This window comes from Myxococcus sp. CA056, assembly GCF_013336715.1.
Lineage (GTDB): Bacteria > Myxococcota > Myxococcia > Myxococcales > Myxococcaceae > Myxococcus > Myxococcus llanfairpwllgwyngyllgogerychwyrndrobwllllantysiliogogogochensis.
The window spans coordinates 736,163-760,911 of sequence record NZ_JABUMT010000002.1 but is presented as its reverse complement, the minus strand read 5'-3'; the positions used below and the strand labels follow the sequence as shown (position 1 = coordinate 760,911).

Below are 24,749 nucleotides of genomic sequence, written 5' to 3'. Positions count from 1 at the left end.
CGCCTCGCCGCTGTCAGTCCACCGACAGCGGCAGTCGCACGGAGAAGGTGGTGCCCGCGCCCACGGTGCTCGTCACCGTGAGCCGGCCGCCGTGGTTCTCCACGATGCCCTGGCAGATGGAGAGCCCCAGGCCCGTGCCCTTGCCCTCCGGCTTCGTGGTGAAGAAGGGCTCGAAGATGCGCTGGAGGTGCTTGGGGTCGATTCCCGTCCCCGAGTCCCTCACCGACACCACCGCCTCCTGACCCTCGCGCCGCGTCGTCAGGAACACCGCGCCGCCCGGCTGCATCGCATGGCACGCGTTGGTGATGAGGTTGACGAACACCTGCACCAGGTTGGCGCGCACGGCCGACAGCGGCGGCAGCTCCGTGTACTCCCGGTGCACGCTGACGCGCGCCTGCGCCACCACGTGCTCACAGAAGCCCACCGCCATGTCCACCACGGCGTTGAGCTGCACCCGCTCCGGCCTGTCCTGCGCCGGCCGCGCGTAGCTGACCAAATCCCTGGTGAAGCGAAGGATGCGGTGGCTGCTCTCCAGAATCTTCCGCAGCTTCTCCTGGTCCGCGGGATTCGCCCCGGGCGTCGTCCGCGAGCGCTGGAGCAGCGCGTCCGCGTACGTGGCCACCGCCGTCATCGGGTTGTTGATTTCATGCACCACGCTGGCCGCGAGCTGTCCAATGGACGCGAGCTTCTCCGCGTGGATGATGCGCTTCTCCAGCTCCTTCACCACCGTGATGTCCTGGCCGATGGCGATGACGCCGTCCACCTCGCCATGGTGCGCCAGCCTCGAGGACGTGGCGAACGACACCCGCACCTCGTTGCCGTCGCGCGACAACAGCCGCGTCTCGAAGCTGTTCACCGACTCACCGCGAAGCGCGGCGGCGATGACCTGGGACAGCCGCAGGTGCTCGTTCTCCGGCACCAGCCAGAAGAGGTCCTTGCCCAGCACGTCTTCCTTCCGGAAGCCCGTCAGCGCGCTGAGCGCCTGGTTGAACACCACCACTTCCTGCTGCCGATTGGCGACGAGGATGAGCGCGTTCGCCTTCTCCAGCAGGTCCTCCAGGTACTTGCGCACGAACGTCAGCTCGTCGATGAGCTTCGCGTTCTTCACCGCCACCGCCACCTGGCTGGCGAGCTGGAGCAACACGCGCTCGTCGTGCTGGATGTCCGCGTCCAGCCCCTCCGGATACTCCATGTTGATGGCGCCGAAGAGCTGCCCGCTCGCCACCAGCGGCGCGCTCACGCCGTGCGTGCTGCCCAGGAACAGGAGCGGCACCTCGCTCAGCACCGTCACCCGGCCCGTCGTCGGCAGCGTCGAGCGTCCCAGGTTCAGCTTCTCCACCGCGCGCTGCAGGAGCACCAGCGGCTCGTGCGCGCCTTCCTTCATCCGGCCTTCCGCGTAGAGCGACGTCAGCCCGCCGGTGCGCGAGTCGGTGATGCGGATGCAGAACGAGCGCCCGGGGAACAGCTCCTTCACCCCGCGCGCCACCGCCGCCACCAGCTCCTCCTCGCCGCCGACCTCCGCCACGCTGCGGCCCAAATCCAGCAGCACGCCTTCGGTGCGCGCCTGCTCCAGCAGCGCCCGCTCCGCCATCACCAGCCGGCTGCGCGCCAGCTCCGGGTCGTTCCGGGCCCGCACGGCCACCACGTCACCCCGGCGCGACATCGTCAGCACGGCGCCCGGCTTGCCCGCGAGCGGCAGCTCCATGTCGCAGCTGGAGCCATCCACGGGCACGGCCGCCACCGCCAACGCGCGCGCGACATCCTCCACCGTCGCCTGGTGGTCCGCGCAGAAGCGATGGAAGGCCTCGTTGACCGCCACCAGCCGCAGCATCGGGTCACACAGGGCCGCGGGGGCGTCGAGCGCCTCGAAGAAGGCCTGGAACGACTCGGGGCCCGGGCCGCCGGGGATTCGCACGGCGCGGGTGTCAGTCTTCATGGGAGGTCGCCTTGTCCAGGTCGAGAATCTGCTGCTCCCCCATGTACGCCTTCGTCTCGTAGCGGGTGATCTTCCCAATCTTCCGGACGATCTCCGCCATGCGCTCCGCCTCGCGGTAGATGATGTCCACCGGCTTCCAGGCGAAGTCCTCTTCCTTCAGCTTGCGCTTGAGCAGCTCCGCGTAGCCCATCACCGACGTGAGGGGCTGGTTGAGCTCATGCGCCGCGGTGCCGGCGAGCGCGACGATGACGGCGCTCTTCTCGCTCTCCTCCAGCCGGGTCTCCGCGTCCGACAACTTGCGCTCCAGCTTCATCCGGTCGCGCATGTCCGTGAAGATGCCGACGCTGAAGACCTCGCGCCCGCCCTCGTATACGAGCGACGCCGTCATGTTGACCGGCACCCGCTCTCCGGCGCGGTTCACCAGCTCCTCGCGCGTGAGCGACATACGGCCCTTGCCACCGTGCTCCGGCCCTCGGAGCGTGGACATGATTCGCCGCGCGACGCCCTGGGGATAGAGCTGCTCCACGGTGACGCCCGCCATCGCCTCCTGCGCGGTGTAGCCCACCAGTGCCTCCGCGCCCTTGTTGAAGAGGATGATGCGCCCCTTCAGGTCGGCGGCGATGATGGCGTCCACCGACGAGTCGATGAGCCGCTCCAGGAAGTCCTTCGTCTGGCGCAGCTCGTCCTCCAGCCGCCGCGCGTCGGTGACGTCGCGGAACGACAGGATGGTGGCCGCGTCCTCGTCACGCAGCGGCGCGGCGGACATGGACAGCGTCAGCCGACGCCCCGTCGCCGTGCGCACCTCCACGTCCACGCCCGAGCGGGCCTCGCCTCGCGACGCCGCCGTCACCAGCTCCATCAGCACGCCGTCATCCACCGGCTGCGTCACCTGATGCAGATGCCGCCCCCGAGCCTCGGGCGCCGGCAGGTCCAGCATCGCCGCGCCGGAAGGATTCAGGGACAGCACGCTCGCCTTGTCGTCGAGGATGGCCACGCCCTCGCTGACGTGCGCGAAGAAGAGCTGGTAGGGCTTGAAGGAGGCCGCCTGCTCCTCGGCGGCCAGGCGCGCCGTCTTCTCCGCCTCCGTCTGCCCCCTCACCGACTGGAGCACCGAGGCGTTGCGCAGCGCCACCGCCGTGGCATGCGCCACCGTGGTGAGGAAGTCGATTTCCCGCGAGGTGAACGTGCGCCGACGCCCCGCCGCGCGAAGCAGCAGCACGCCTCGCACCTGCCCCCGGATGGGCAGGGGCAGCGCGGCGATGGCGTGGATGCCGCGCGCCGCCACGGCCCTGCGCTCCACGTCGCCCAGCAGCGGATGCGTGGGCGCCTCCTCCATCACCACCGGACGACCCGTGCGCATGACTTCGCGGATCTCCGGGTAGCGCGACAGCTCGATGCGCAGGTCCTTGAGCGTCGGGTCATCGCTGGCCGCGACGATGACGCCCTCATCCGCGTTGCGACCGAGCATCACCAGCGTGGCGCGCGCGATGTCCAACTTCTCCGCCAGCCGGCGGGTGACACCGTGCAGCAGCGCCTCCACGTCGGACGTCTCCGCGTAGTCCGCCGTCAGTTCCAGGAGGAGCGCCAGGTCTTCCTGACCGCGCTCCTGTCCCTCGCGCTCCAGGTGACGCCCGGCGGCGCGGTGGAGCCGGAAGACCAGCTCGTGCGGCGACACCGGGATGGTGAGCACGTCCGCGGGCCTCAGGGGCTCCGCGGCGGAGAAGCCCTGCTCGGTCGGTTCCACCAGCGCCACCAGCGTGATGTGCGAGGCGCGAGGTGAGTCGAGCAGGGTGCGAAGCGCGGGGCCACTGTCTGGCGAGGTGAGGTCCACCAGCGCCAGCGCGGCCCCCTCCACGCCATCCACCACGCGGAGACCCGCACGCGCGGCAGCGGCCGCGAGCAGCTCACGTGCGGGTGAGGCCGGAGGCACCAGGGTGATGCCGAGAGCGAATTCCAGCGAAGACGGCACGTGGAGGGTCGGGGCGGAAGGGGGGAGCGGAGCCCACTCTACACGCCCCGCCGCCTCAGGGGCAGTCCGACTCGAATGCCCCCAGGTCCGGGGCTGTGCCGCAGAAGGTCAGTCCCAACCCCAGGCCCGCGTTGCGACCCGCGGAGCCCGACCCCAGCCGGAAGTCCCCGGTGTCGATGTTGACGAACCCCGGCGACTTCTCCAACGAGCGTTTGTCCAGCCCGCTGCGAGAGCGCCACTCCGTCAGGTTCACGCTCTCTCCATTCAGCAAGAAGGAGATGGAACCGGAGGAGCGGAAGAAGAGGTTGCCATCCATCACCGTGCCGGAGCGCGCAGCCCCCGCGCGCGAGGAGACGCCACAGCCGGCGAAGACGTTGTTGCGCACATCCAGGCTAGCGCTCGGCCCCGTATCGCCGTGGCCGAAGGTGAGGCAGGGCCCGGGCATGTTCCACACCGTGTTGTGCTGCACCTTCACGTCGGTGGACGTGTCCACGCGGATGCCACCGCCGTCCTCGCTCCCACCCAAGCCATCCCGGATGAGGTTGCGACGGATGATGATGCGGGTGGGCGGCCCGTTCACCCGGTTGCCACCGATGTTGATGGCCCGGCCGTTCCCGTAGAAGACGTTGTCCTCCAGGGTGACATCCGACGCGGACAGGTGGACGACGACCCCCTCGCCGCGCGACGTGGACGTGGCCTTGTGGCCCCAGATGATGTTGCCGCGAAGGGTGACGTGCGTGCAGGTCTTTACATCCACGCCGTTCTCCCGGTTCTCGTGCAGCTCGTTGTCCTCCACGAGCAGGTTGTCGAAGGGCGTGCCGGACACGGTGGCTCCGGCCTCCGGGCCGATGCACTGCACCGCGTCGCCGGAGTTGTGATGGATGTCATTGCCGCGCACCACCACGTTCTTCGACGTGGTCTGCACGATGATGCCGTGGCTGTCGCTGCCGCCCCGGCTGAAGTTCGAAATCGTGTTGCCCTCGATGAGGATGTCGTGGGCCTTCTCCGACACGTTGAGCCCCGCGCCCGCCGTGCCGTTCTTCGCCACGCAGTCACGCAGCACGCCGTGATGCGCGGCGGTGCCTCGCCACAACACCGCGAAGGCAGCGGAGCCCGCGGCATCCAGCGTGAGCCCCTCGACGCGCCAGTACGCGCCGCGCACGTCCACCAGCGCGGACTCGCCGCCAGGCTTCACCACGGGCGCGCTGCCCGGCGCGGCCTTCACCGTGAGCGGCTTCGCCTCCGTGCCACCGCGCTCCTCCAGCTTGAGGCGCTCCGCGTAGGTGCCCGTCTTCAGATAGATGGCCTCGCCCGGCGCGATGAGCGTCAGCGCCCGCGTCACCGTGCGCAGCGGGGCGCTCTCCGTGCCGGAGGCGCTGTCACTGCCCGACGGCGCCACCCAGAGGATGCGCGTGTAGGTCGGCTTCGGCGGCTCCGGAACGGGCTCGGGCTCGGGCTCCGGCTCGGGTTCCGGAGTGGGGGTGGGCTCCGGCTCGGGCGTCGGCGTGGGCTCCGAGGGCTGCTCGGATTCATCCGGCTCCGTCGGTGTCGGCGCGGGAGTCGTGGGGGATGGCGCGGGCGGGTTGCCCGTCGAGGGCGCCTCATCGGTGGACGGACGTGAGCCCGTGGTCTGGGTCAGCTCGCTCTTTCCATTGCAGGCAAGCAGGGCAAGCAAGGCAGCGGAGCAGTAGGCCGTCAGCAGCGGTGAGCGTTGGCGCATCCTGTCAGACTCCATGTGTGGGTCGCGGCGTATGGGGCGCTCGCGAGGACGGCCGCCAATCGGGGCGCGCGTCCTGTTCATTCCCCGACCCGATGGCAACCCAGACTCGCCAGGCCGCAGGGCAAGAAGGCAGGAAATGGGATTTCGCGCGGTTACGTTGAGCGCGAAGAAGTCAGACTGATGCGTGCGGGCCCGAACATTCGTGCTGCTGCCTGTGCAGGTGTGCGGATGAAGGCGGTTTCATTCCCGACGCGGGTGGGCGGGACTTCACTCGGAGAGAAGGTCGCTCCGAGCGGGAGCATGCGGACGGGGGCGCGCCGAGAAGGCGTCTCCGACGAGCTGTGGACTGTCGGGTCGGCTCTGGGGGCACCGCGCGGCGAGGGCCTTTCCCCGTGCGCGGGCCGGGGCCTCGTGCCATTTAGCGCGCGAGGCATCGCATCCAAAGGGAACGCCATGAACGTGCTGGTTACGGGAGCCACGGCCGGGTTCGGCCTGGCCATCGCGCGCCGCTTCATCCAGGAGGGTGCGCGGGTCATCGCCACCGGGCGGAGGACGGAGCTGCTGGAGAAGCTGCGCGCGGAGTTGGGTGAGCGGCTGCTGCCGGTGACGCTCGACGTGACGGAGCGCGAGGCGATGGCGCGGGTGCTCGGCGCGCTGCCGGCGGACTTCGCCGAGGTGGACGTGCTGGTCAACAACGCGGGGCTGGCGCTGGGGTTGGAAGCGGCGCAGTCGGCGCACCTCGACGACTGGGAGGTGATGGTCGACACGAACGTGAAGGGGCTCATGTACTGCACGCACGCGGTGCTGCCCGGCATGGTGGCGCGCAACCGGGGCCACATCATCAACATGGGCTCGGTGGCGGCGGACTATCCGTACCCGGGTGGCAACGTGTACGGCGCGACGAAGGCCTTCGTGCAGCAGTTCAGCCTCAACCTGCGCGCGGACCTGCTGGGCACGGCCGTGCGCGTGACGGACATCGAGCCAGGGCTCGTGGGCGGCACGGAGTTCTCCAACATCCGGTTCAAGGGCGACGCCGCTCGGGCCGCGGCCCCCTACGCCAACACGCAGCCGCTGACGCCCGAGGACATCGCGGACGCGGTGCACTGGGTGGTGTCGCGACCGGCGCACGTGAACATCAACGTCATGTCACTGATGCCGGTGACCCAGGCCTTCGGGCCGCTCGCGGTGAAGCGACAGGGCTGAGCGAGCCACACGGTGGGCACCCGACGGGGTGCCCGCCCGCTCCACTGCCTGGTGGCGTCACACCCCGACCCACCGCAACTCCAAGGAGGGAGAAGCCTCGCGCTCCCCGCCGGAGTCCCGGTGGGCCGATGTTCGCGAGGCAGGGGGAAGCGCGATGAAGCGCTACGGCACGACCTGGTCCATCATCCTCGCGGTCTTCGGCGTGTATGGGCTGGTGATGTTCGGGGTGTCCTTCGCGGGCCTGACGGGAGAGACGCCCATGGTGCTCTCCTCGGTGCTGGGCCTGCTCGTCTGGGCGGCCTTCGTCGCCCTGGTCATCCACGCGCTGCGCTTCACGCTGCCGGTGGCCAAGGGGAGCGACGACAAGGTCGACGAGAGCCTGCGCTGGACGTCCCGGACCTTGCTGGCGGCGGCCATCGCATCGCTCTTCACCGCCGTCGCGCTCGCGCCGGGAGCGTTCGCCGCGTGTGGCCCCACGTTCCTGGCGAACCTCTACCACTGGGGCGGGATTGTCGGCAGCATCGCCGCCTTTGCCTTCTGGTTCGCCTTCCCGCACATCGCGCGCGGCATGCTCGAGGGGCGCGCGGCGAAGGTGGAGCTGCACCGGGTGCGCAACATCGTGCTCACGGGCGCCGTCGTCTACGGCCTCATCGGAGTGTTCTGGCTCGGCGCGTGGCTGGTGCTGCGCGGCTCCATCGACTCCGGCGAGTACCCCAGCGCGGCGAGCTCGCCCTACCGGCTGCCCTACCCCGAGGGAGACCGCTCCTGGGTCATCCAGGGCAACAACTCCCACCTGAACCACAACGACGACGAGGAATACGCCTGGGACTTCCGTCGACAGTGCGGCACCCCGGTGCTGGCGGCGCGCGCGGGCACGGTGTCGCGCGTGGTGGACACGAACAGCGGCAACGGCGGCGACAAGCCCAACAACCGCATCGAAGTCGAACACGGCGACGGCACGGTGGGCCGCTACTTCCACATCTCGAAGGGCACCGCGAAGGTGGGCGTGGGCGACACGGTGAGCCAGGGACAGCAGCTCGCGGAGGTGGGCAACGTGGGCAACAGCCTCACCGGCCACATCCACTTCGATGTGGAGAAGGGCGGCGACAGCATCCCCGTCACCTTCAACAACGTGGACGAGGACAAGGGCATCCCCCGGACCTTCGAGGGCTACGCCTCCACGAAGTAGCGGGCACCGCGTGACGCGGTGCTTCCCCGCCCGCTTCAAACATGAACCACCATTCACTTTTTGGACAGGGTCCCCTGCGTCCCCGGCGCGGCTTGGGTTAACGTCGCGGGCATGAGCGACTCGGACCGCCCGCCTCCACCCAGGGGACTCCTCGCCCGGGGATTGAAGCTCCTGGGCCACCTCACCCATCCGGAGACTCGAACGGGCCAGGTGTTCACCCGCGCCGAGCAGCGCCTCACCCGTGTCCTCACCCGCGTCTCCGAGAGCCCCACCTACCTGCGCGCCAGCGGCACCGTGCTGCGCCAGGGCCTCAACGCCCGCATCCGCCGCAACAGCTTCGTGGAGAGCGCGCTGCACACGCTGCGCCTGCCCACGACGTCCGAGGTGGAGAGCCTCCGCGACCAGCTGCGCCGCGTGAATGACCAGGTCGAGGCGCTCGGCTCCCAGCTCGAGGTGGTGGTGGACCTGCTCCATCGCCAGGAGTCCGACAGCCCTCCCACCAAGCCCGGCGCCTGAACATGACCGCGTCCACCCAGCGGCTGCGCTCCTTCGTCACCGGCCAGTTCGAGCTCACGCGCGCTGTCGCTCACGCGCTCAAGGCCCGTCCCTTCAATCCCTACCCGTACCTCAAGCCCTTCATCGAGCGGGCCTCCGGTGTGCGCGAGCCGCCCATCAGCGCCACGCCCCACACCGTCGTGTACACGCGGGGCAGCATGCGGCTGTTGCGCTACGCGGCGCCCCGTCGGCGCCACCGCACGCCCATCCTGTTCGTCTACTCGCTCATCAATCGCTGGTACATCCTCGACTTCCTGCCGGGCCGCAGCCTCATCGAGCACCTCACGCAGGAGGGCTTCGACGTGTACGCCATCGACTGGGGCGTGCCGGGACAGGACGAGGAGCGCCTCACCTGGTCGGACCTGCTCGGAGGGCTCATCCAGACGGCGGTGCGCTGGACGCTGCGGGTCAGCAAGAGCCGGGACCTCACGCTCTACGGCTACTGCATGGGCGGCACGCTCGCGCTGGCCTACACGTCGCTGCATCCCGAGGGCGTGCGCAACCTCGTCGCGCAGGCCACGCCCGTGGACTTCAGCAAGGGCGGTGTCTACACGCTGTGGACCGCCGCCAATCACTTCGACGTGGACTCGCTCGTGGATGCCTACGGCAACGTGCCCACGCCCGTGCTGGAGAGCGGCTTCCTCATGGTGGCGCCCGTGCAGCGCCTCACGCGCTGGCTGGAGGTGTGCCGCCGCATCGACGACCCGGACTTCGTCAGCACGTTCCTCGCCATGGAGCGCTGGGGCTCGGACCCCGTGCCCTTCCCCGGTGAGGTGTATCGCCAGTACATCAAGGACTGCTACCAGCAGAACCTCTTCCACCAGGGACGCATGAAGGTCGGCGGAGAGGCCGTGGACCTGGGACGCATCCAGGCCTCCGTGCTCAACGTCATCGCCGAGCACGACACCATCGCCTTTCCCGCCATGAGCGAGCCGCTCGTTGACCTGGTGGGCACGAAGGACGCCCAGACGCGGCGCTATCCGGTGGGCCACATCGGGCTGTCCGCCTCCAGCAAGGGCCCCACCCATGTCTGGCCCTCCATCTCCGAGTGGATTGCCACGCGCTCACAAGCAATGGAGCCCTGATGCACTCCGTCTCGGAAACCACCTCGGGCTCGGGCGTGCAGGTCCGTGAGGGCGTGCTTCGGCTGAAGGATGGACGGCGGCTCGCGTACGTGGAGTCGGGAAACCTGGACGGAGTCCCGGTGTTCTTCGTCCACGGCAACCCGGGCTCGCGCTACATGCGGCATCCGGATGACCGGCTCACCCATGGCCTCGGCGTGCGCCTCATCACCCCGGACCGGCCCGGCTATGGGCTGTCCGACTACCAGTCCGACCGCACGCTGCTGGACTTCCCGGACGACCTTGAGCAGCTCGCCAACGCCCTCAAGATAGGCCGCTTCTCCCTCTTCGGTGTATCCGCGGGCGGCCCCTATGTCGCCGCCTCCGTGTGGCGACTGGGCGAACGAATCATCCGCTCCGCCATCGTCTCCGGCGCCTCGCCGCTGAAGCGGCCCGGTGGCATGGAGGGCGTCAACCGCGACTACCGCAACGCCTACGCCATGGCCGCGTGGCCAGAGTGGCTGCTGCATCCGCTGATGGCGATGCATGACAGGCAGGTGCGCTCGAATCCAGAGCGAGCCCTGGCGGCGCTGCTGGCGCATGCGTCGGAGGATGACCGGCTCGTGCTGTCTGACCCGCACATCGCCGCGCAGGTGCAGGGCTGGCGACGCGAGGCCACGCGCCGAGGCGTGGCGGGCATGCGCCGCGAAGCCCACATCCTGGCATCGCCCTGGGACTTCGCGCTGGAGGAGATTCGAGGAGAGATGGACCTCTGGTACTGGGACGGCGACAGCATCGTCCCGCCGCAGATGGGGCGCTATCTCGCCTCGCGAATCCCGCGCACCGTGCCCCACTTCCTCTCCGGGGGCGGACACTTCTCCCTCTACTCGCACTGGCGCGACATCCTCGCTCCGCTGGCACGGCGGGGCTCGTGAGCCAGGATGGGCGGTGGCCCTCTCGGGCCTTCATCGAGGAGGAGGCACACGGGCGGATGGAGCCGGAGATGCGGCTGCTCCTGGAGGGCCTGCGCGCGAAGGGCGTCCCCACCGAGTGCTTCACCGCCAAGCGCCTGGAGCGGCGCCAGCTCCCGCTGACGTCGGACACGCTGGTCGCGGGCTACGTGCCCACGGTGCTGGGCGCGCTGAAGCAGTTGGGCATCGAGCCACCTCCAACGAACGACTACCCGCCCAGCCTCACGCCCTTCCTCCACCGCCGACTCTGGACGAGCACCGTGCGACAGCTCACCTCGCACCTGCACGACGTCGCGAGTCCGCCCGTGTTCGCCAAGCCCCAGGGACGCAGGAAACGTTTCACGGGCCAGGTCTTCCAGAGCGCCAGCGACCTCCTCTTCCTGGAGCGGGCGTCACAGGGCACGCCGCTCATCTGCTCGGAGGTGGTGCGGTGGCTGAGCGAGTACCGCGTCTTCATCGTGCACGGAAGGCCCGTGGGCACGCGTCACTATGCGGGAGACGCAACGGTGCCCCTCGACGAGGCGCGAGTCCACGAAGCGCTCCGCCTCCTGGAGTCCTCCGGGGAAGCGACCGCGGGCTACTCCGTCGACTTCGGCGTGCTGTCCACCGGTGAAACAGCGCTGGTGGAGTGGAATGACGGCTTCTCGCTGGGCGCGTATGGACTGGAGCCGGAGCACTACACCGCGCTGACCGTCGCCCGCTGGTGTGAGCTGACGGGACTCGCTCAGCCACCGCCGCGAAGCACCTGACAACGTTCAGTGTCCGACGCGGGCCTTGCCTCCGGGAGCACCACACCCCAGCTTCGCCTCCGGCCGGAGGGTGAGCGGACTCGCGGAGAATGAACATGGGACGGTGGCGGGCAGGCACTGCGGGGCTGGTGCTGAGCGTGTGGACAGCACTCGGCTGTGGTGGGAGCGGCGCGTCCACGCAAGCCCCTCTCCCCGAGGAAGAAGACCCAGGCTCCACGCCACAACCCCCCAAGCCTCCGACGCTGGAGCCGGGGGATGCGCGGTGGACCGTTCACTCGCGAACCCTGGGGCGACAGGACGCAGTGGCCGTGGCCTCGGACGGCCTGGGCGGCAGCGTGCTGCTGGGCACCACCCACGGCGCGACGGGCACACCGGATGCGTCCTCGACGGATGGCGGCGGCACGGCTCTCACCCTCGCCCACCATGATGGCGCGGGACAGGTGCTCTGGATGCGGAGCTTCATGCCCGAGCCGTCCGAGAGCGGAGCGGCCCAGGCCCACGCGCAGTTCCTCGCCGTCTCCTCCGGGGGAGAGCTCTTCGTCGCTGGCAAGCTGGAGGGCCGGCTGCGCCTCGGTGAGACGCTCATCACCGACAGCCACTTCGTAGCGAAGCTGGCCTCGGACGGCACGCCGCTGTGGGCTCGCGCGACAGGCACCGTGAAGGCGCTGACAGCGGACATCGAAGGGGAAGTCGTGGTGGCGCACGGCCGGCTGGTGACGCGCTACGACACCCGAGGCACGGCGCGCTGGTCCCAGGAGATGCCCGCGCTGGCCTCCGCGTCCGTCGTGGCGCTGGACTCGGATGGCGGCGCGGTGCTCGCGGGGCAGCGCCCGCTGGCCCCTTTCGAGAGCATCGGGTTCATCGCGCGGCTGTCGCCCGTCGGTGAGGTGTACTGGGAGTTGGAGGTGGGACCGGACGCACCCTCCTTCACGCAGGTGATTTTCGCGGCCGATGGCGGGCTGCGACTCACGGGCGACTTCCAGGGCACGCTCCACTGGGGAGGCGCCGTGCTCATGCCGTCCTGTGTCGCGGAGGGCTGCGCTCGCGCCGCCTTCGTGCTCGCGGCCGATGCGGCGGGACGTCCGCTGTGGGGACATGCGCTGACCAGCCAGTCGCCAGGGGAGGCCCGTGGCGCGCGACTGGCGGCGGATGAGGAGGGAGGCGCGGCGGTGCTCTGGAAGCATGGCTGCGGCTCGGAGCTGGCGCGGCTGTCACCCCTGGGTGAGCTGTCGTGGCAGGCGCCCTACGTCACCCAGCCGTGTGACGAGAGCCTCCACCTGCGAGACCTCACCTTCCTGTCGGGCGGAGACATCCTGGGTACGGGCACATTCTCCGGCACTCGCGCGCTGGGCGGCGAGGAGTCCTTCACCTCCGACGACACGGACGTCTTCCTTCAACGCCTGGTGCCGTGAGGCCCGCGTCGCCCCTCAGGCGGCGCGCGTCTCAGCGGGGACGGCCACCTCCGCCACGGGCTCGGGGAGCGGCTCACCGTCCGCGCCCAGCACCACGGGCTTGATGCCCAGCTTGCGCTCCACCAGGGCATGACCCAGGTAGATGAAGGGCGTCAGGCTCACCGCGACGAGCAGCTTCACGATGTACGACGTGGCGATGATGTTGAAGATGACCGCGGTGGGCAGCACGCCCGTCCACGCGACGAACTGGACCACCGCCGTGTCGATGAGCTGGGAGACCAGCGTGGAGCCCGTCGCGCGCAGCCACAGCATCTTGTTGTTCGTGATGCGCTTGAGCAGGTTGAAGATGGAGATGTCGCAGAACTGGCCCACCAGATAGGCGATCATCGACGCCAGCAGGATGCGCTGCGAGCCACTGAAGACGTTGTTGAACGAGCCCTCCACCGTCCCCGTGAAATCCGGTGCGCGCGTCAGCGGAGCGAAGGGCACCTCCACCGCGATGGCAATCACCGTGAAGGCGAAGATGGCCATGCTGAAGCCCACCCACGTGACGAAGCGGGCGGCCTTCTTGCCGTAGAACTCGTTGAGGATGTCGGTGAGCAGGAACGTCACCGGGAACGGCAGCATGCCAATGGACATGACCGCCACCACGAAGCCCAGGTTGACCTCGAACAGCTTCACGCCGATGAGGTCTCCCACCACCAGCGACGTGACGAACACCGCCGCCAGCACCACGAAGAGCTGCATCCGCCTGTCGAGGTTCATGCCGTTGTTTCCTCTGGGCTCCGAAGTCGCGTCATACCGTGTCTCGCGTCCTCGGAAACAGTCCCCTCACCGAGAGTGCGTCCCCGTCCTCAGGGCTGCTTGTCCGCGGACACACCGGGCGCCGCGGGCTCGTCATGGGGGTAATAGGACGTGCCGGTGATGGACAGGAGCGCCGACGCGGGCGCACGCGGCTCCACCGCCTGGGGCTCCGGCTCCAGGAAGCGGGGCCGATACACGCTCAGCACCGTCTGCTCCTGCGCGGAGGGGTTGTCGTAGCGACGCGGAAAGCCCCGGGGCCAGTGGAAGGCCATGCCCCGCTCGACGGGGTGCCCCTGCGACATCAGCCCCTGCCCCAGCACCAGCTCGCTCTCCTCCATGCCTGGATTCGAGCTGGCGGGGACGGTGCCACCGGGCTTCACGCGCAGGCGATACACGCCGTATCCCGCGCCCTCGTGGATGACGTCCAGGCGACCGAAGGACCGCTCCTCCGACGCGTAGCTCATCTCCTCCGCCGTGCGGTGCACCTGGAGCGAGGGCACCGCGAGGCCGCCCAGGGCCAGGGGCTTGATGACACGCACGGTGGCGGCGTGGACCTGCGCGCGCGGCACGTCCGCGGTGGGGGTGGCGAGCAGGTAGCGACTCACCGCCTCGACGGCGGATTCCAGCAGCTCGAAACGACACGCCTCCAGCAGGAAGCGCAGCTCTCCGGCCAGCCGCCCATAGTTCACCGTGTGCGCCAGCCGGCCGCCCGTCGCCGCGTTGCGCGTGTCCAGGAAGAGCGCCACGTCCAGCCGGAGCGGCTGCGCCGAGACGCGCTCGCGGTTGTACACGCCCACGATGCAGTCCACCGTGAGTCCGCGCAGCTCGATGACGTCCAGCGGACGGCCCTTGCTGTCATTGACCACGGGAGGATGGAAAGCCAGCTCCGCGCTCATAGTCTCGCGCTCCTGCCGCCGTCGACGGCGATGACCTGTCCGGTGACATAGGGCGCTTCGCGCGCGAGGAAGACGATGGTGCGAGCCACGTCCTCCACGCTGCCCTCGCGTCCCATGGGAATGTGTCGCAACACCTCTTCGCGCGCGGCGGCGTCGAAGCTCTCCGGGAACGCGGCCACGCCGGGCGACACGGCATTGACGCGCACGTGCGGCGCCAGCTCCACCGCCAGCGCGCGCGTCAGCATCAACAGGCCCGCCTTGCTCACCGAGTAGTGCGCGAAGTGGCTCTCCGGACGCTCACCGGCGATGTCGCCGACGTGCACCACCAGCGGGTCTTTCCCCGCGAGCAGCGCGGGCAAGAGCGCCTGGGTGAGGAAGAAGGGCGCGTCCAGGTTGACGGCGAGCATGGTGTGGTACCGCTCGCGCGAGATGTCCGCGAAGTCGACCCGCTCGTAGAGGCCAGCGTTGTGGACCACCACGTCCAACGCGGGCCAGGCCTCGCGGACGCTTGCGGCCAGGGCGTCGACCGCGTCGGGCTGACTCAGGTCGGCGGCATGAAGGGTAACGCGGCGTCCCTGTGCCCGGAGCTCGTCCGCCAGCGAGGCCAGCGCATCCATGGAGCGGTTCGCATGCAGCGCCAGGTCATAACCCGCGCGAGCCAGCGCCCTCGCCACGGCGCTCCCGACGCGGATGCCTGCTCCCGTGATGAAGGCGGTCCCCATGCGGCGCACTGACTAACAGGCCGCACGGGGAAAGGCACCGGGGACCTGAAAACACGAAGGGCGGTGCTGGATACCCCCGTATCCGGCACCGCCCCTCGACCCCCTGTTTTTTCTCAGCGAGAACTACGGGTAGTAGCTGGCCGGGTGCGTGCGGTTCGAGCTCCAGCCATTGCCGCGCTCGTAGGACACCCAGACCCACTCCGTGGTCTGCACGTAACCGCCTTCCACCCACCGGTTCTCATAGAAGCCACCCGAGCAGCGGGAGACGCGGTGCCGACGGCCACGACGCTCCTCGCACACCTCGGGCACCCACACCTTCTCGTAGCGGCCCTCGACCCAGCGGTTCACGGTCTGCATCTCGTAGCGGCCGCGAGCCCGGGAAGGAGGACGGGGCGCCGGAGCGTGGTGGCAGCCGCCGGTGTGGATATGGGCCTCATAGCGGTCCGGGTGGTGGCCCCGGCGGTTGTCCCGGTCCTGGTGGCCCCGGTTGTCGTCACGGTCGTTGTCCCGGTCATGGTTTCGGTCATCGCCGCGGCGGGCCTGCTGAGTCGCCCAGTCGCGCACGCTGCCGTCCTCCGCCATCGCCGTCGAGGAACCAAGGAACAGGGTGCCGAGAGCCAGGGTGGTGAGAGCAGTCTTGAAAGCCATGGTGTCCGTCCTCCGTCGTGTTGCTACTTCTGACGGGGCACCCTCCGGAACATTCACCATCGGGCACCACCCTTCCTCGCGGACATCGAGCGCGGATGTAGGCAAGGCGCTCAAACCCCCGTGGAACCAGGGACTTACCGGGCGAAGCGAGGTGCGACCTCCGCGCAGGTGAGGCCCTCCTCGGGAGCGCAGTTGCGCCCCACGAAACAGCCTCCCGCGCCTTCATGGTCCACGCAGCGGATGGGCCGGCAGTCCGCGTCACCCACGCACGAGCGACGACTCACCGTGCACGTGCCCTGGCTGCAAGCATCCTGCACGCAGTCGGTGTCCTGCTGGCATGAGCAGAAGCCCTCCACGTCCCCCTCCGCAATCGAGCAACGTCCCGCGCACGCGCCCTCGGCCTGTCCGTCCGACTTCACGCAACGCCCGCCACGTCCACAGTGCGAGTCCTCACGGCACGGCAACGAGGGCGACGGCGCGCACTGCGCATCCGAGCGACAGCGCGCACGACTGGCGACCACCACCACGTCCGAGCACTGGTAGCCATGAGGGCAGCTCTGCCCCTCCGAGCAGTCCGCGCCGCAGAAGGCAGTCCCCGGGCTCGCTGTCTCGCGCAGACAGAAGTTCGCGCCGCGACCGCAGACCTGGAGGCCACCGCCGTAGATGCAGTTGGCGCAGTAGGGACGTCTCACCGGGTCGAAGTCGCTGAAACATGTCCCCGCTTCCACGCCCGACGGCGTGCCGCAGGACTCACCGAAGGCGCAGTCTCGCGCGTCCGCGCAGAAGCTCGCGTCGCAGACACCCAGGGCACAGGCGGCGCGCCCTTCTGGCGTGGTGGCGTCGCAGAGACACGGTGCATCACCGCAGCGGCAGGCCGTGCCCGCGCAGTCTCCGGATGTCCGACAGCCCGCCACGCACGTGGTCCGCGCGAGGTCACAGACTTCGCCCAGCGCGCAGTGCAGGTCCGTGGCGCAACGGCCGCGCGTCAGGCAGGTGCCGGTGCTGGTGTCGCAGAAGAGGGAGTCCTCACCGCAGTCCGCGTTCGACTCGCAGCCCGCGCGGTCCTGGCAGAAGCCCGCTTCGTTGCACAGCTCTCCCGGCGCACAGGCGCCGTCCGTGCGACACCGACAGGCCGACGTCTCCGTGTCACACCGATACGCCTCCGACGGCGTGCCGCAGTCCGAGTCCACGCGACAGCCCTCATCGCCCACGGGAGCGTCACCGCGACAGGCGGCGAGGAGGAGCAGCAGCGGCACTGCGAGGGGAAGCCAGCGGCGCATCACGGGTCGAAGACCTCCGAGCGCCCCAGGACGTACGACGTCCAGGTCGCGGTGGACAGCGTGTCGTAGGTCCACTGCGAATACTCGAAGCGAGGGACTCGCGCGAGGGAGAGGTCCGCGCGAAGTCGCGCGCCTTCGGGCAGCTCCGCGCGCAGCGACTGCAACGCGGCCTCAGGGAGCGTCGCCCGCGTCTCACCTCCCGGAAGCACGGCGGTCCAGCGGATGCCGCCTGTCGTACCAGGCGCCATCAGGGTGAGGACCTGCACGTCCAGGGTGGCACCGGAGGACGATGGAGTCCAGGCCACCGCTCCCGTGAAGCGGGTATCCCGCGCGGGCTCGGTGAAGACAGGGAACGGGAGTATCGGCGGGAGCGTCACGCCCGCCTCCAGGGCTCCTGGCTGACGGTGATACAGCACGCTCTGGGGATAGGCCGTGGTGCCTCGAAGCAGGTCGAGGAAGAGAAGGCTCGCCCCGTCCACTCGAGGAAGCTGGGGGAACGTGAGCAGCGGACCGGGCCCTTCGACAGAGGAGAAGAAGCGCGAGCCCGTGCCCCAGTTGTGCGGATGAGGAACCAGTCCCTCCGCGCCCAGGTCCAGCCACGCGTAGACCTGATGCAGGGCTTCCTCGCCCGCGATGATGACGGGCCCCGCCACGGAGAGGGGCGCGGTGACGTCCAGATGCACGTCGAACACCACGTCCTGTCCTTCGGACACCCGCGTGCCCGAGGCCGCGATGCCGCGACGCACGCCGAGCAGGTAGGGCTCGAAGTCGACCTCGTCCTTCAGCACGCCGAGCACCGCGTACACCGCGCGCAAGCCGGGCTGCGCCTGCACGACGAAGGCGCCACCCTCTTCGCGAATCCGCCACGTCTCCGCGCGACGGTCTCCGGGCCCCGCGAAAGGAGGGCCCGACGCGGGGCTCAACTGCGCCACGAAGACGCGAGCCTCCAACACCTCTCCAGTCTGGAGCGGCCTGGGCGGCTTGAAGCCTCGCACCCGGCCCGTGATTCGAGCACTCGCGGGCACGGGCGGATTGCCCGGGTTGCCTTCGCTGTCGAGACGGCGCAGGTACACCGTCAGGTTCTCCGAGCGGATACCCGCCACCGTCACCACGTCGTGGCCCGCCTTGAAGACGGTGACGCTCTGCGCGCCCACCATCCGTGAGTCGGACAGCGTCAACTGTCCGCGTGCATCCGTCTCACCCTGGAGGAGTGCCGGCGAGCCCGTGCCGAGCAGGACCTTCGCGCCCACGACGGGCTGCCCGTAGGTCCCCGAGGAAGTGTCGAGCACCGTGACATTCAACGTTCCCGTGAGCAGCGCACCCGAGAGACCTCCAGGGCCTCGCGGGTCGAAGTAGGTGAAGGCCTCGGAGAGCGCCGAGCGCACGGCTCCCTGGATGACGGCCACCTCCACGGGCCCCTGGCTCCGCGACACGGGAGTTCGACAGGTGAGGGTGTGGGCGTCCACCACGTGCACGTCGCTCGCGGGCTCTCCACCAAAGGTGACGCGGATGCCTTCGACGAAGCCGGTCCCTCGCACCGTCACTCGCGAGCCTCCCGCGATGGCACCGCGCGCGGGCTCCACCTGGGAGAGCACGAGCGCGGGCTCGTAGGTGAAGGCGTTCGGGAGCAGGGCTTCGTTCTCCGGGTCGCTCGCCGAGGAGACATGGAGCGAGTGCGCTCCCGCGCCACCTGGCGGCGTGGTGAGGCGGAGCTCCGTCGTTCCCAGCACCGTCACATCTGGAGAAAAAAGCGCGCCGACTCGCACCACGGCATCCGGAGGCAGTGCGTCTCCTTCGAGGAGGACCTGACTTCCTCCTCCCGAGGGGCCCGTTCCAGGCGTCACCCGCGTGAGCGCGAGCCGATAGGTGTAGCCCCCTGGGAGGTGACTGCGCAGCGAGGCCGCGCTGACCGTCACGGGGACTGTACGCGGAAGCGTGCCTCGCGGCGGAACGCGGACCGTGAGCGTGAACCGGGTCGCCGCGACAATCTGGACGGGCGTTTCATCGAAAGTGACGGAGAGGTCCGGAAAGTCGAACGCCAGTCCTGTCAGCGTCACCGTGCCGTCCTCTCGCGTCCCCACGCGTGGAAAGACTCCCAACACGCCGAACACGGTGCCCTGCGGACTGTCCGCGTACGTGAATCCCTGGCGCACCGTCCAGGCACCTCGCGGGGTGACGATGCGCACGGGGACTGTCTCCATGTCCATGTGCCGTGGCGAGGCCACCACGAGGCGCGTGGGTGACTCCACGCGGAAGGAGGGCGCGGACGTGTCTCCGAAGAAGACCTCCGTCGTGCCCTCGAAGCCCTGTCCCGTGAAGACGACGGACGTGCCCCCGAACATCGTCCCCGTGAGCGGCTCGATGTCGGTGACGCGGGTGTCCTCGACGTAGCGGTATGCACGCCTCAGCACGTCACCCACGCCGGCGCCCTGCACCCGCACGTCGACGGAGCCAATAGTGGTGCTCCAGGGAACGACGACTCGAAGCTCCGAGGAGGACACTCGCGTGACGGAGGGACTCGCCGTGCCTCCGAAGAGGACCTGGAGCCCTGTGCTCGAAGGGAAGCCCGCGCCCACCAGCACCACGGTGTCACCGCCCCCTTGCGCTCCCGTATCGGGCGAGACAGCGCGGAAGTCGAAGACATCGAAGTACGTGAAGCACGCCGCGCAGACCGTCGTCCCATTCGGGTTCTTCACCGAGACGTCTGCCGTACCTTCGATGCCAGGAGGCGTGCGCAGGTCGAGCGTGGTGTCGTCGATGAGCTGGAAGTCCCGAACCGCGCGCGAGCCGACCCGCACCTCCGTGCGCAGCGCGGCTTCCGAGGGCGTCGCGGCCACCCCTTCCACGAAGCCACGGCCCTTCAACGTCACCCAGGTTCCACCCCCACTCTCTCCCCGCGTGGGCAGCGCCGAGTGGATGACGGGCGCGGCCGATGCCCCCGCGTCGACCTGAGTCCCCGCGTCCGTGCGGCCTGCGTCCTCCGCACCCGCATCACGTGAACCCGCGTCCGGCAGGTCGCCCGGTGGTCGGGACGAGCCTCCGCAGGCCGCGAGGACAAGGACCAACAGACCCAGCACGAACCCACGCAGAGGTCGCTCGACATCGACACGATTCGTGCAACCGGGCCAGAAGTGGCCGCTCCTGGCAGCGAGCCACAAGCCCATACGCACCCGGGTGACGTGCGCGATGAAGGAGCAGTTGCCCGCTCGGGCCGGAGCCCTCATCGCGAAGCCATCCGGGATTGGCGTGCGTGATTCCCGCGAGCCCGAAGGCAGGTGGCTGTTCGCCGTCGGCACTGCCATGCGGCGACCAGGCCATGAGGAACTCCTCATGGGTGCCACTCCTCCTGGAGCGTGTAGCCATTCATGCCCGTGCCCCAGGCAGGTGGTCGCTCGCGTCGGCACCGACGTGCGACGGCTGGGCCATGAGGAGTTCCTCATGGGAGCCACTCCTCCTGGAGCGTGTAGTCATTCATGCCCGTGCGCCCAGAGGCAGGTGGTCGTTCGGCGTCGGCACCAACGTGCGACGACTGGGCCATGAGGAATTCCTCATGGGAGCCACTCCACCTGGAGCGTGTAGCCATTCGTCGTGCGCGCGTCATCGCCCACCACTCTCGCGGTGAGCCGCTGGCCCGCCACGGTCGGAGCCGGCAGCGACACCGTGGCGCCCTCCACGTTTTGCGAGCAGCCCAGTTCCACGCCTCCGCTCTCGCCCAAGAGACACAGGCGCAGCAAGCCACGGTCCGCCGCGTAGCCCGACAGCGACACCTTCACGCCTTGGGCCACGGGCACGGTGAATCGAACATGGTCCTGCTCTCCCGGGCAGACCATCCCCACCAGCGACAGGCGCTCCGGCAGGTCCGTGGCCGTATCGACGGTGTCGTTGGGCTCGTGGACATCGTCATCACAGGGCGTGCCTCGCGAGAGGAAGAAGCCGATGTCATACGCTCGCGGCAGTGTGTCACGCGAGGCGATCCGCACCGTATACGTGCCTCGCTCCGCCACGACGTGCGACATGCGGAATCGTCCCGTCGCCAGCACCCGACCCCTCGCGTCTTCAATGGTCGTGGAGAACACCGACTCCGCGAACACCTCCGCGTCCACGTTCACGCCGAACTGGTCCCCTCGCTCCAAGGCGAGCGAGTAGTGGTCCACGTCATCCGGGCACAGCGTCAACTTCACGTAGCGACTCGCGCTCACGGGGAACGTCGTGGACACCGTGTCGTTGGGCTCCAGCGCATCCGGCTGACAAGCCCGGGGCTCACAGGTTCCCGTGCCGAGGTCGCAGCGCTGGTCCATCGCGCAGTCATCATCCGAGCCACACGGTGGAGGACCCGGCAGGCACGCCCCGCTCGCCAGATGACACACCCGAGGTACGTCGCAGTCCCGGTCCGAATAGCAACGCGGTGTCGATGAACACCGTCCCGCCGCGTCACACATGAAGCCCACCGCGCAGTCCGTGTCCGCCTCACACTGGACGCAGAGCCCCTCCGCGCAGTGCTCCCCTTCCCCGCACGAGGTGGCCTCGGTGCAACGGGCCACACAGGCATGCAGCCCGGGATTGCAGCGCTCCTCGGCACCACAGTCCCCATCCTCGACACATCCCAGGTCCTCCTCGCAGACGAGCGTGGACCCATTGCATCGTTGCCTGGTGGGGCACTCGCCCCTCGCTCCCGAGGGACAAAGCACCACCTCAGTCCTCGCGAGACAGAGCCCCTGTCGGCACCACAGCCCGAATGCACACGCCTCGTTCGTCGCGCAGTCCGTGCCCCAGCCCTCACGAAGCACACAGGCCCGCGCGTCATCGTCACAGCGTTCCTTGAGCCGACACTGGCCGCTCGACTCACATGCACCACAGACACCCGCGAGCGTGCAGACCTGTCCTCCCTCGCAGTCCTCGCGACGCGCACAGGACGTCGGGCTCGGCCCCGCATCCGGCACGGGTGGCACTGTCTCCTTGGAGGAACAGGCGAGCACACAGCACGCCACCACGAGGAGCCACCACCGCATCGTCACGGCACCTCCGTGACCACGCCCGAGGGCCACTGCACGTCCGCCGCCGTCCACACCTCACCCTGACTCGCCAGGGTGCGACGGAACTCGCCCTTCAGCACACCCCGGTCATACACGCGCACCGTCGCCTCGCTGCGCGGGTCCACTGCTCCATTCGCGCGCGCCAGCACCACCGCCACCCGGTAGGTCCCCGCCACCGGGTTCTCGTAACCGAACACCTCCGGGCCGTAGCCCGTCAGCCGGTCTCTCAACAACTCCGGGTCCTCCGCGAGGCCGGGCGCACCCCAGTCCGGACGCGGATTCGCGTAGTGACAGTCGTCCACGGATCCCGGCACCGCGTCCACGCCCCGCGACACATGCAGGTCCAGGTCCGTCTCCGCGTGGTCCCAGGACACGTCCACCAACAGTCGCTGCGCGGGCACCGCCAGGACACGCGCGCTCGCGGGACGAGGACTTCGAGCGCCGGCGGCATCCGTCACCGCGAGTTCCACCATGTACGCCCCCGGCACCACCGGGTCCAACCGCAACACCGTGCGGGCCACCCCCGGCTCCATCACCTGAGCCCGCGCACCCACCGGTCTCTCCCGCAGCACCCATTCGTACGTGAGCGGCCCATCCCCATCCGCGTCCGTCGAGGCCGTTGCGTCCAGCACCACCTCTCCTCCAGGTACGCTGTCCCCCAGCGCCCCCATGACAGGCACCGGCGCCAGATTCACCCCGCCGTGCAGCGCCACTCGCGCCTCTCGGTGGTCAGGGTCCGTGGTCCGCAGCAGGAGTCCTCCGCTCACCTCCTCGGAGGCAGCACCCAGGGGCACCGCATAGCGGACCGACAGCTCCACCTCGCTCGACACATCCAGGACCGCCGGGGTCTTCGTGGAGCCCACGAGCTGAAAGGCCGACGGTATCGAGTCACCAACAAGGGTCAGTGATTCGAGCACCAGCGGCGCGTTGCCCCGCGAGCGCACCTTGAAGGAACGCACCACGGCGGCACCTTCAGCGACACGTCCGAACTCGATCCGCTCCGCGTCCAACTCCAGAATCGCCGAGGTATGCCCCTCTCCTCGCAATGACACGTCGAGCGACGGACGACTCGGGTCATCCGTGTGCAGCTCCAAGGTCGCCGTGTACGGAGACTCGCGCGGAGGGACGAAGGCCAACAGCACGGGGGACTCCGCCTGCGCGGGGACTTCCACTGGCGCGGAGATGATTCGAAACGGACTGTCCGCCTCCCGCACCGAGACACCCACCACGCGCAGCGGAGCGCGCCCCGCATTCACCAACGGCAGAGACACCGTGCGCTCGTTCAGCGCGGGCACCTCTCCGAAATCGAGCGTGGATTCGGGCGCCACCCAGCGAGGCACCACCGACAGCGGAGGCGCATCCTTCCCGCAGCCGCCCGTCAGCAAGCAGCCCACGACGAGCCACCACCCTCCGCGAGCCGCCCACGTCCTCACGACGCGTCCTCTTCCACGTACTCCAGCTCCACCCTTGACCCGAGCCCGGGCACCGAGTCCCCCGCGAAGAACACCGTCCTTCGCTCGGGCTGGTACACCCAGCCATCCACGGCTCCGGCCCTGGGTGTGCAGACGGCATCCAGCGCTTCGGCTGGCTGACCCGCGCACGCCTCTCGGTCCACCGCGTCACAAGCGCTCAGCGCGTCCTGCGTCGCACCACAGGGATACCGCACCCGGACCCGCAACGAGTCCACACGAGGGACACGCTCCAGCGCGAACGTGCGCCGCAAGCCCACCGCGCTCGTCGCCAGCGTGCGGAGCGCTCGCGCGAAGTCCTGGTCACAGATGCTCCCCAGCTCCCCACCCATCAGCGTCACCAGCTCCGCGTACCGAGTCCCCGGCTCCGCGCCACAGCCATTCGCGGGCACGTCCCCGATGATGGCGGAGGCCACCACCGTCCCGTCATTTCCCAGCCCCTTCGCCTGCTCGAACGCGCGCCAATACATGCGCACGTCATGCGGCGAGCGGTCGTCCTCATCCGTCACGAAGGCCAGATAGAGCCACGCTCCCGGACGCAGGAAGTCCACGGCGTGCTCCAGCGCGCAACCGTCGCGGCAGGGTTGTGTAGAGCAGCGCGCCACACAGGCCGCGCGGGCCTCCAGCACCGGTGCGTTCTCCCGAGCCACCTGCTCCAGCACGAGGTTCGCGGCCTCCAGGCCCGCCTCGTACGCACTTCCCTGCGTCCCCACGCGCACGCTGTTCGCGAAGGCCTGCTCCAGCTCAGGTGTGTCCGGCCTCAGGATTCGCGGCGTGCCCACCAGGGCCCCCGGCCGCGTGAAGGTGTCCGTCGTCGCCACGCCCATCCGGTAGTCGACGCGCCCCTCGCGGAACAGCGAGATGAAGGCCTGGAAGTTGCGCGCGAGCGACTCCTGACGCGGTGCCATGGAGGCCGAATCGTCCACCACCCACAGGACATCCACCGCGGGGGCAGGGCGCTGCGCGTACGTGTCGACGTGATAGCCGGCGGGAAGTGAGGGCACGAGCCGCTCGTCCCGACAATCGACGACCAGGAGCGCCAGGAAGGCGACGGCGGCTGCACGGCGCATGAGCGAGCAGCCTATTACCACCGCTCCTCGGGAATCGAGCAGGCCGTCCCGCCGAGCGTTCA

The 24,749-nt window shown here is 69.4% G+C and carries 19 protein-coding genes; 7 read left to right on the top strand and 12 right to left on the bottom strand.

What is annotated here, in order from left to right:
- Nucleotides 1-13: 13 nt before the first annotated feature.
- From HUA76_RS10770 to HUA76_RS10760, 3 genes are read right to left on the bottom strand one after another with little or no spacing between them, the layout of a single operon-like run.
- Complete coding sequence (locus HUA76_RS10770; protein WP_174460783.1) at nucleotides 14-1,936, bottom strand: ATP-binding protein; 1,923 nt, start codon at nucleotides 1,934-1,936, stop codon at nucleotides 14-16.
- Nucleotides 1,926-3,905: a PAS domain S-box protein gene (locus HUA76_RS10765; RefSeq protein ID WP_141642178.1), complete on the bottom strand. Its 1,980-nt coding sequence runs from the start codon at nucleotides 3,903-3,905 to the stop codon at nucleotides 1,926-1,928. The genes HUA76_RS10770 and HUA76_RS10765 overlap by 11 nt, the downstream gene beginning before the upstream one ends.
- 55 nt (nucleotides 3,906-3,960) lie before the next feature.
- The gene (locus HUA76_RS10760; protein WP_174460782.1) at nucleotides 3,961-5,625 is read right to left on the bottom strand and encodes a nitrous oxide reductase family maturation protein NosD; all 1,665 of its coding nucleotides are present in this window, start codon (nucleotides 5,623-5,625) and stop codon (nucleotides 3,961-3,963) included.
- Nucleotides 5,626-6,078: 453 nt separating this feature from the next.
- On the opposite strand from HUA76_RS10760, the gene HUA76_RS10755 reads away from it, so the two are divergent.
- The 7 genes from HUA76_RS10755 (at nucleotide 6,079) to HUA76_RS10725 (ending at nucleotide 12,765) form a co-directional block, all read left to right on the top strand.
- Complete coding sequence (locus tag HUA76_RS10755) at nucleotides 6,079-6,828, top strand: SDR family NAD(P)-dependent oxidoreductase (protein ID WP_174454002.1); 750 nt, start codon at nucleotides 6,079-6,081, stop codon at nucleotides 6,826-6,828.
- 154 nt (nucleotides 6,829-6,982) lie between these two features.
- Nucleotides 6,983-8,017, top strand: coding sequence for a M23 family metallopeptidase (locus HUA76_RS10750; RefSeq protein ID WP_141643636.1), 1,035 nt, complete (start codon nucleotides 6,983-6,985; stop codon nucleotides 8,015-8,017).
- A gap of 111 nt (nucleotides 8,018-8,128) precedes the next feature.
- Nucleotides 8,129-8,533, top strand: coding sequence for a hypothetical protein (locus HUA76_RS10745; protein ID WP_141643637.1), 405 nt, complete (start codon nucleotides 8,129-8,131; stop codon nucleotides 8,531-8,533).
- 2 nt (nucleotides 8,534-8,535) lie between these two features.
- The gene (locus tag HUA76_RS10740) at nucleotides 8,536-9,657 is read left to right on the top strand and encodes an alpha/beta fold hydrolase (protein ID WP_174454000.1); all 1,122 of its coding nucleotides are present in this window, start codon (nucleotides 8,536-8,538) and stop codon (nucleotides 9,655-9,657) included.
- The gene (locus tag HUA76_RS10735; RefSeq protein WP_174453999.1) at nucleotides 9,657-10,568 is read left to right on the top strand and encodes an alpha/beta fold hydrolase; all 912 of its coding nucleotides are present in this window, start codon (nucleotides 9,657-9,659) and stop codon (nucleotides 10,566-10,568) included. The genes HUA76_RS10740 and HUA76_RS10735 overlap by 1 nt, the downstream gene beginning before the upstream one ends.
- Before the next feature lie 56 nt (nucleotides 10,569-10,624).
- Complete coding sequence (locus HUA76_RS10730; protein WP_174454356.1) at nucleotides 10,625-11,353, top strand: ATP-grasp domain-containing protein; 729 nt, start codon at nucleotides 10,625-10,627, stop codon at nucleotides 11,351-11,353.
- Between the two features lie 95 nt (nucleotides 11,354-11,448).
- Nucleotides 11,449-12,765: a hypothetical protein gene (locus HUA76_RS10725; RefSeq protein ID WP_174460781.1), complete on the top strand. Its 1,317-nt coding sequence runs from the start codon at nucleotides 11,449-11,451 to the stop codon at nucleotides 12,763-12,765.
- A 15-nt stretch (nucleotides 12,766-12,780) separates the two neighbouring features.
- Here the strand turns inward: HUA76_RS10725 and HUA76_RS10720 are convergent, their stop codons facing one another.
- The 9 genes from HUA76_RS10720 to HUA76_RS10680 all read right to left on the bottom strand — a co-directional run bounded on the left by HUA76_RS10720 (nucleotide 12,781) and on the right by HUA76_RS10680 (nucleotide 24,687).
- Nucleotides 12,781-13,530, bottom strand: a complete 750-nt coding sequence (locus HUA76_RS10720) for a queuosine precursor transporter (protein WP_174460780.1) — start codon at nucleotides 13,528-13,530, stop codon at nucleotides 12,781-12,783.
- A gap of 89 nt (nucleotides 13,531-13,619) precedes the next feature.
- Nucleotides 13,620-14,465, bottom strand: a complete 846-nt coding sequence (locus HUA76_RS10715) for a dihydroneopterin aldolase (RefSeq protein ID WP_141643642.1) — start codon at nucleotides 14,463-14,465, stop codon at nucleotides 13,620-13,622.
- Entirely contained in the window at nucleotides 14,462-15,187 is a 726-nt protein-coding gene (locus HUA76_RS10710) for an SDR family NAD(P)-dependent oxidoreductase (protein WP_174460779.1), read from the bottom strand. Before HUA76_RS10710 ends, HUA76_RS10715 begins: the two co-directional genes overlap by 4 nt.
- Before the next feature lie 123 nt (nucleotides 15,188-15,310).
- Nucleotides 15,311-15,835, bottom strand: a complete 525-nt coding sequence (locus HUA76_RS10705; protein WP_254614127.1) for a hypothetical protein — start codon at nucleotides 15,833-15,835, stop codon at nucleotides 15,311-15,313.
- A gap of 134 nt (nucleotides 15,836-15,969) precedes the next feature.
- Nucleotides 15,970-17,118, bottom strand: a complete 1,149-nt coding sequence (locus HUA76_RS10700) for a hypothetical protein (protein WP_174460778.1) — start codon at nucleotides 17,116-17,118, stop codon at nucleotides 15,970-15,972.
- Nucleotides 17,115-20,192 (bottom strand): IPT/TIG domain-containing protein, encoded by a 3,078-nt coding sequence (locus HUA76_RS10695; RefSeq protein ID WP_174460777.1) that lies wholly within the window; start codon nucleotides 20,190-20,192, stop codon nucleotides 17,115-17,117. The genes HUA76_RS10700 and HUA76_RS10695 overlap by 4 nt, the downstream gene beginning before the upstream one ends.
- Nucleotides 20,193-20,663: 471 nt before the next feature.
- Nucleotides 20,664-22,124 carry a hypothetical protein gene (locus HUA76_RS10690; RefSeq protein WP_174460776.1) on the bottom strand — a complete coding sequence of 487 codons (1,461 nt, stop codon included), beginning with the start codon at nucleotides 22,122-22,124 and terminating at the stop codon, nucleotides 20,664-20,666.
- Between the two features lie 2 nt (nucleotides 22,125-22,126).
- Nucleotides 22,127-23,581 carry a choice-of-anchor D domain-containing protein gene (locus HUA76_RS10685; RefSeq protein ID WP_174460775.1) on the bottom strand — a complete coding sequence of 485 codons (1,455 nt, stop codon included), beginning with the start codon at nucleotides 23,579-23,581 and terminating at the stop codon, nucleotides 22,127-22,129.
- A complete protein-coding gene (locus tag HUA76_RS10680) occupies nucleotides 23,578-24,687 on the bottom strand; it encodes a vWA domain-containing protein (protein ID WP_174453692.1) in 1,110 nt (369 codons plus the stop codon). The genes HUA76_RS10685 and HUA76_RS10680 overlap by 4 nt, the downstream gene beginning before the upstream one ends.
- Between the last annotated feature and the right edge of the window lie 62 nt (nucleotides 24,688-24,749).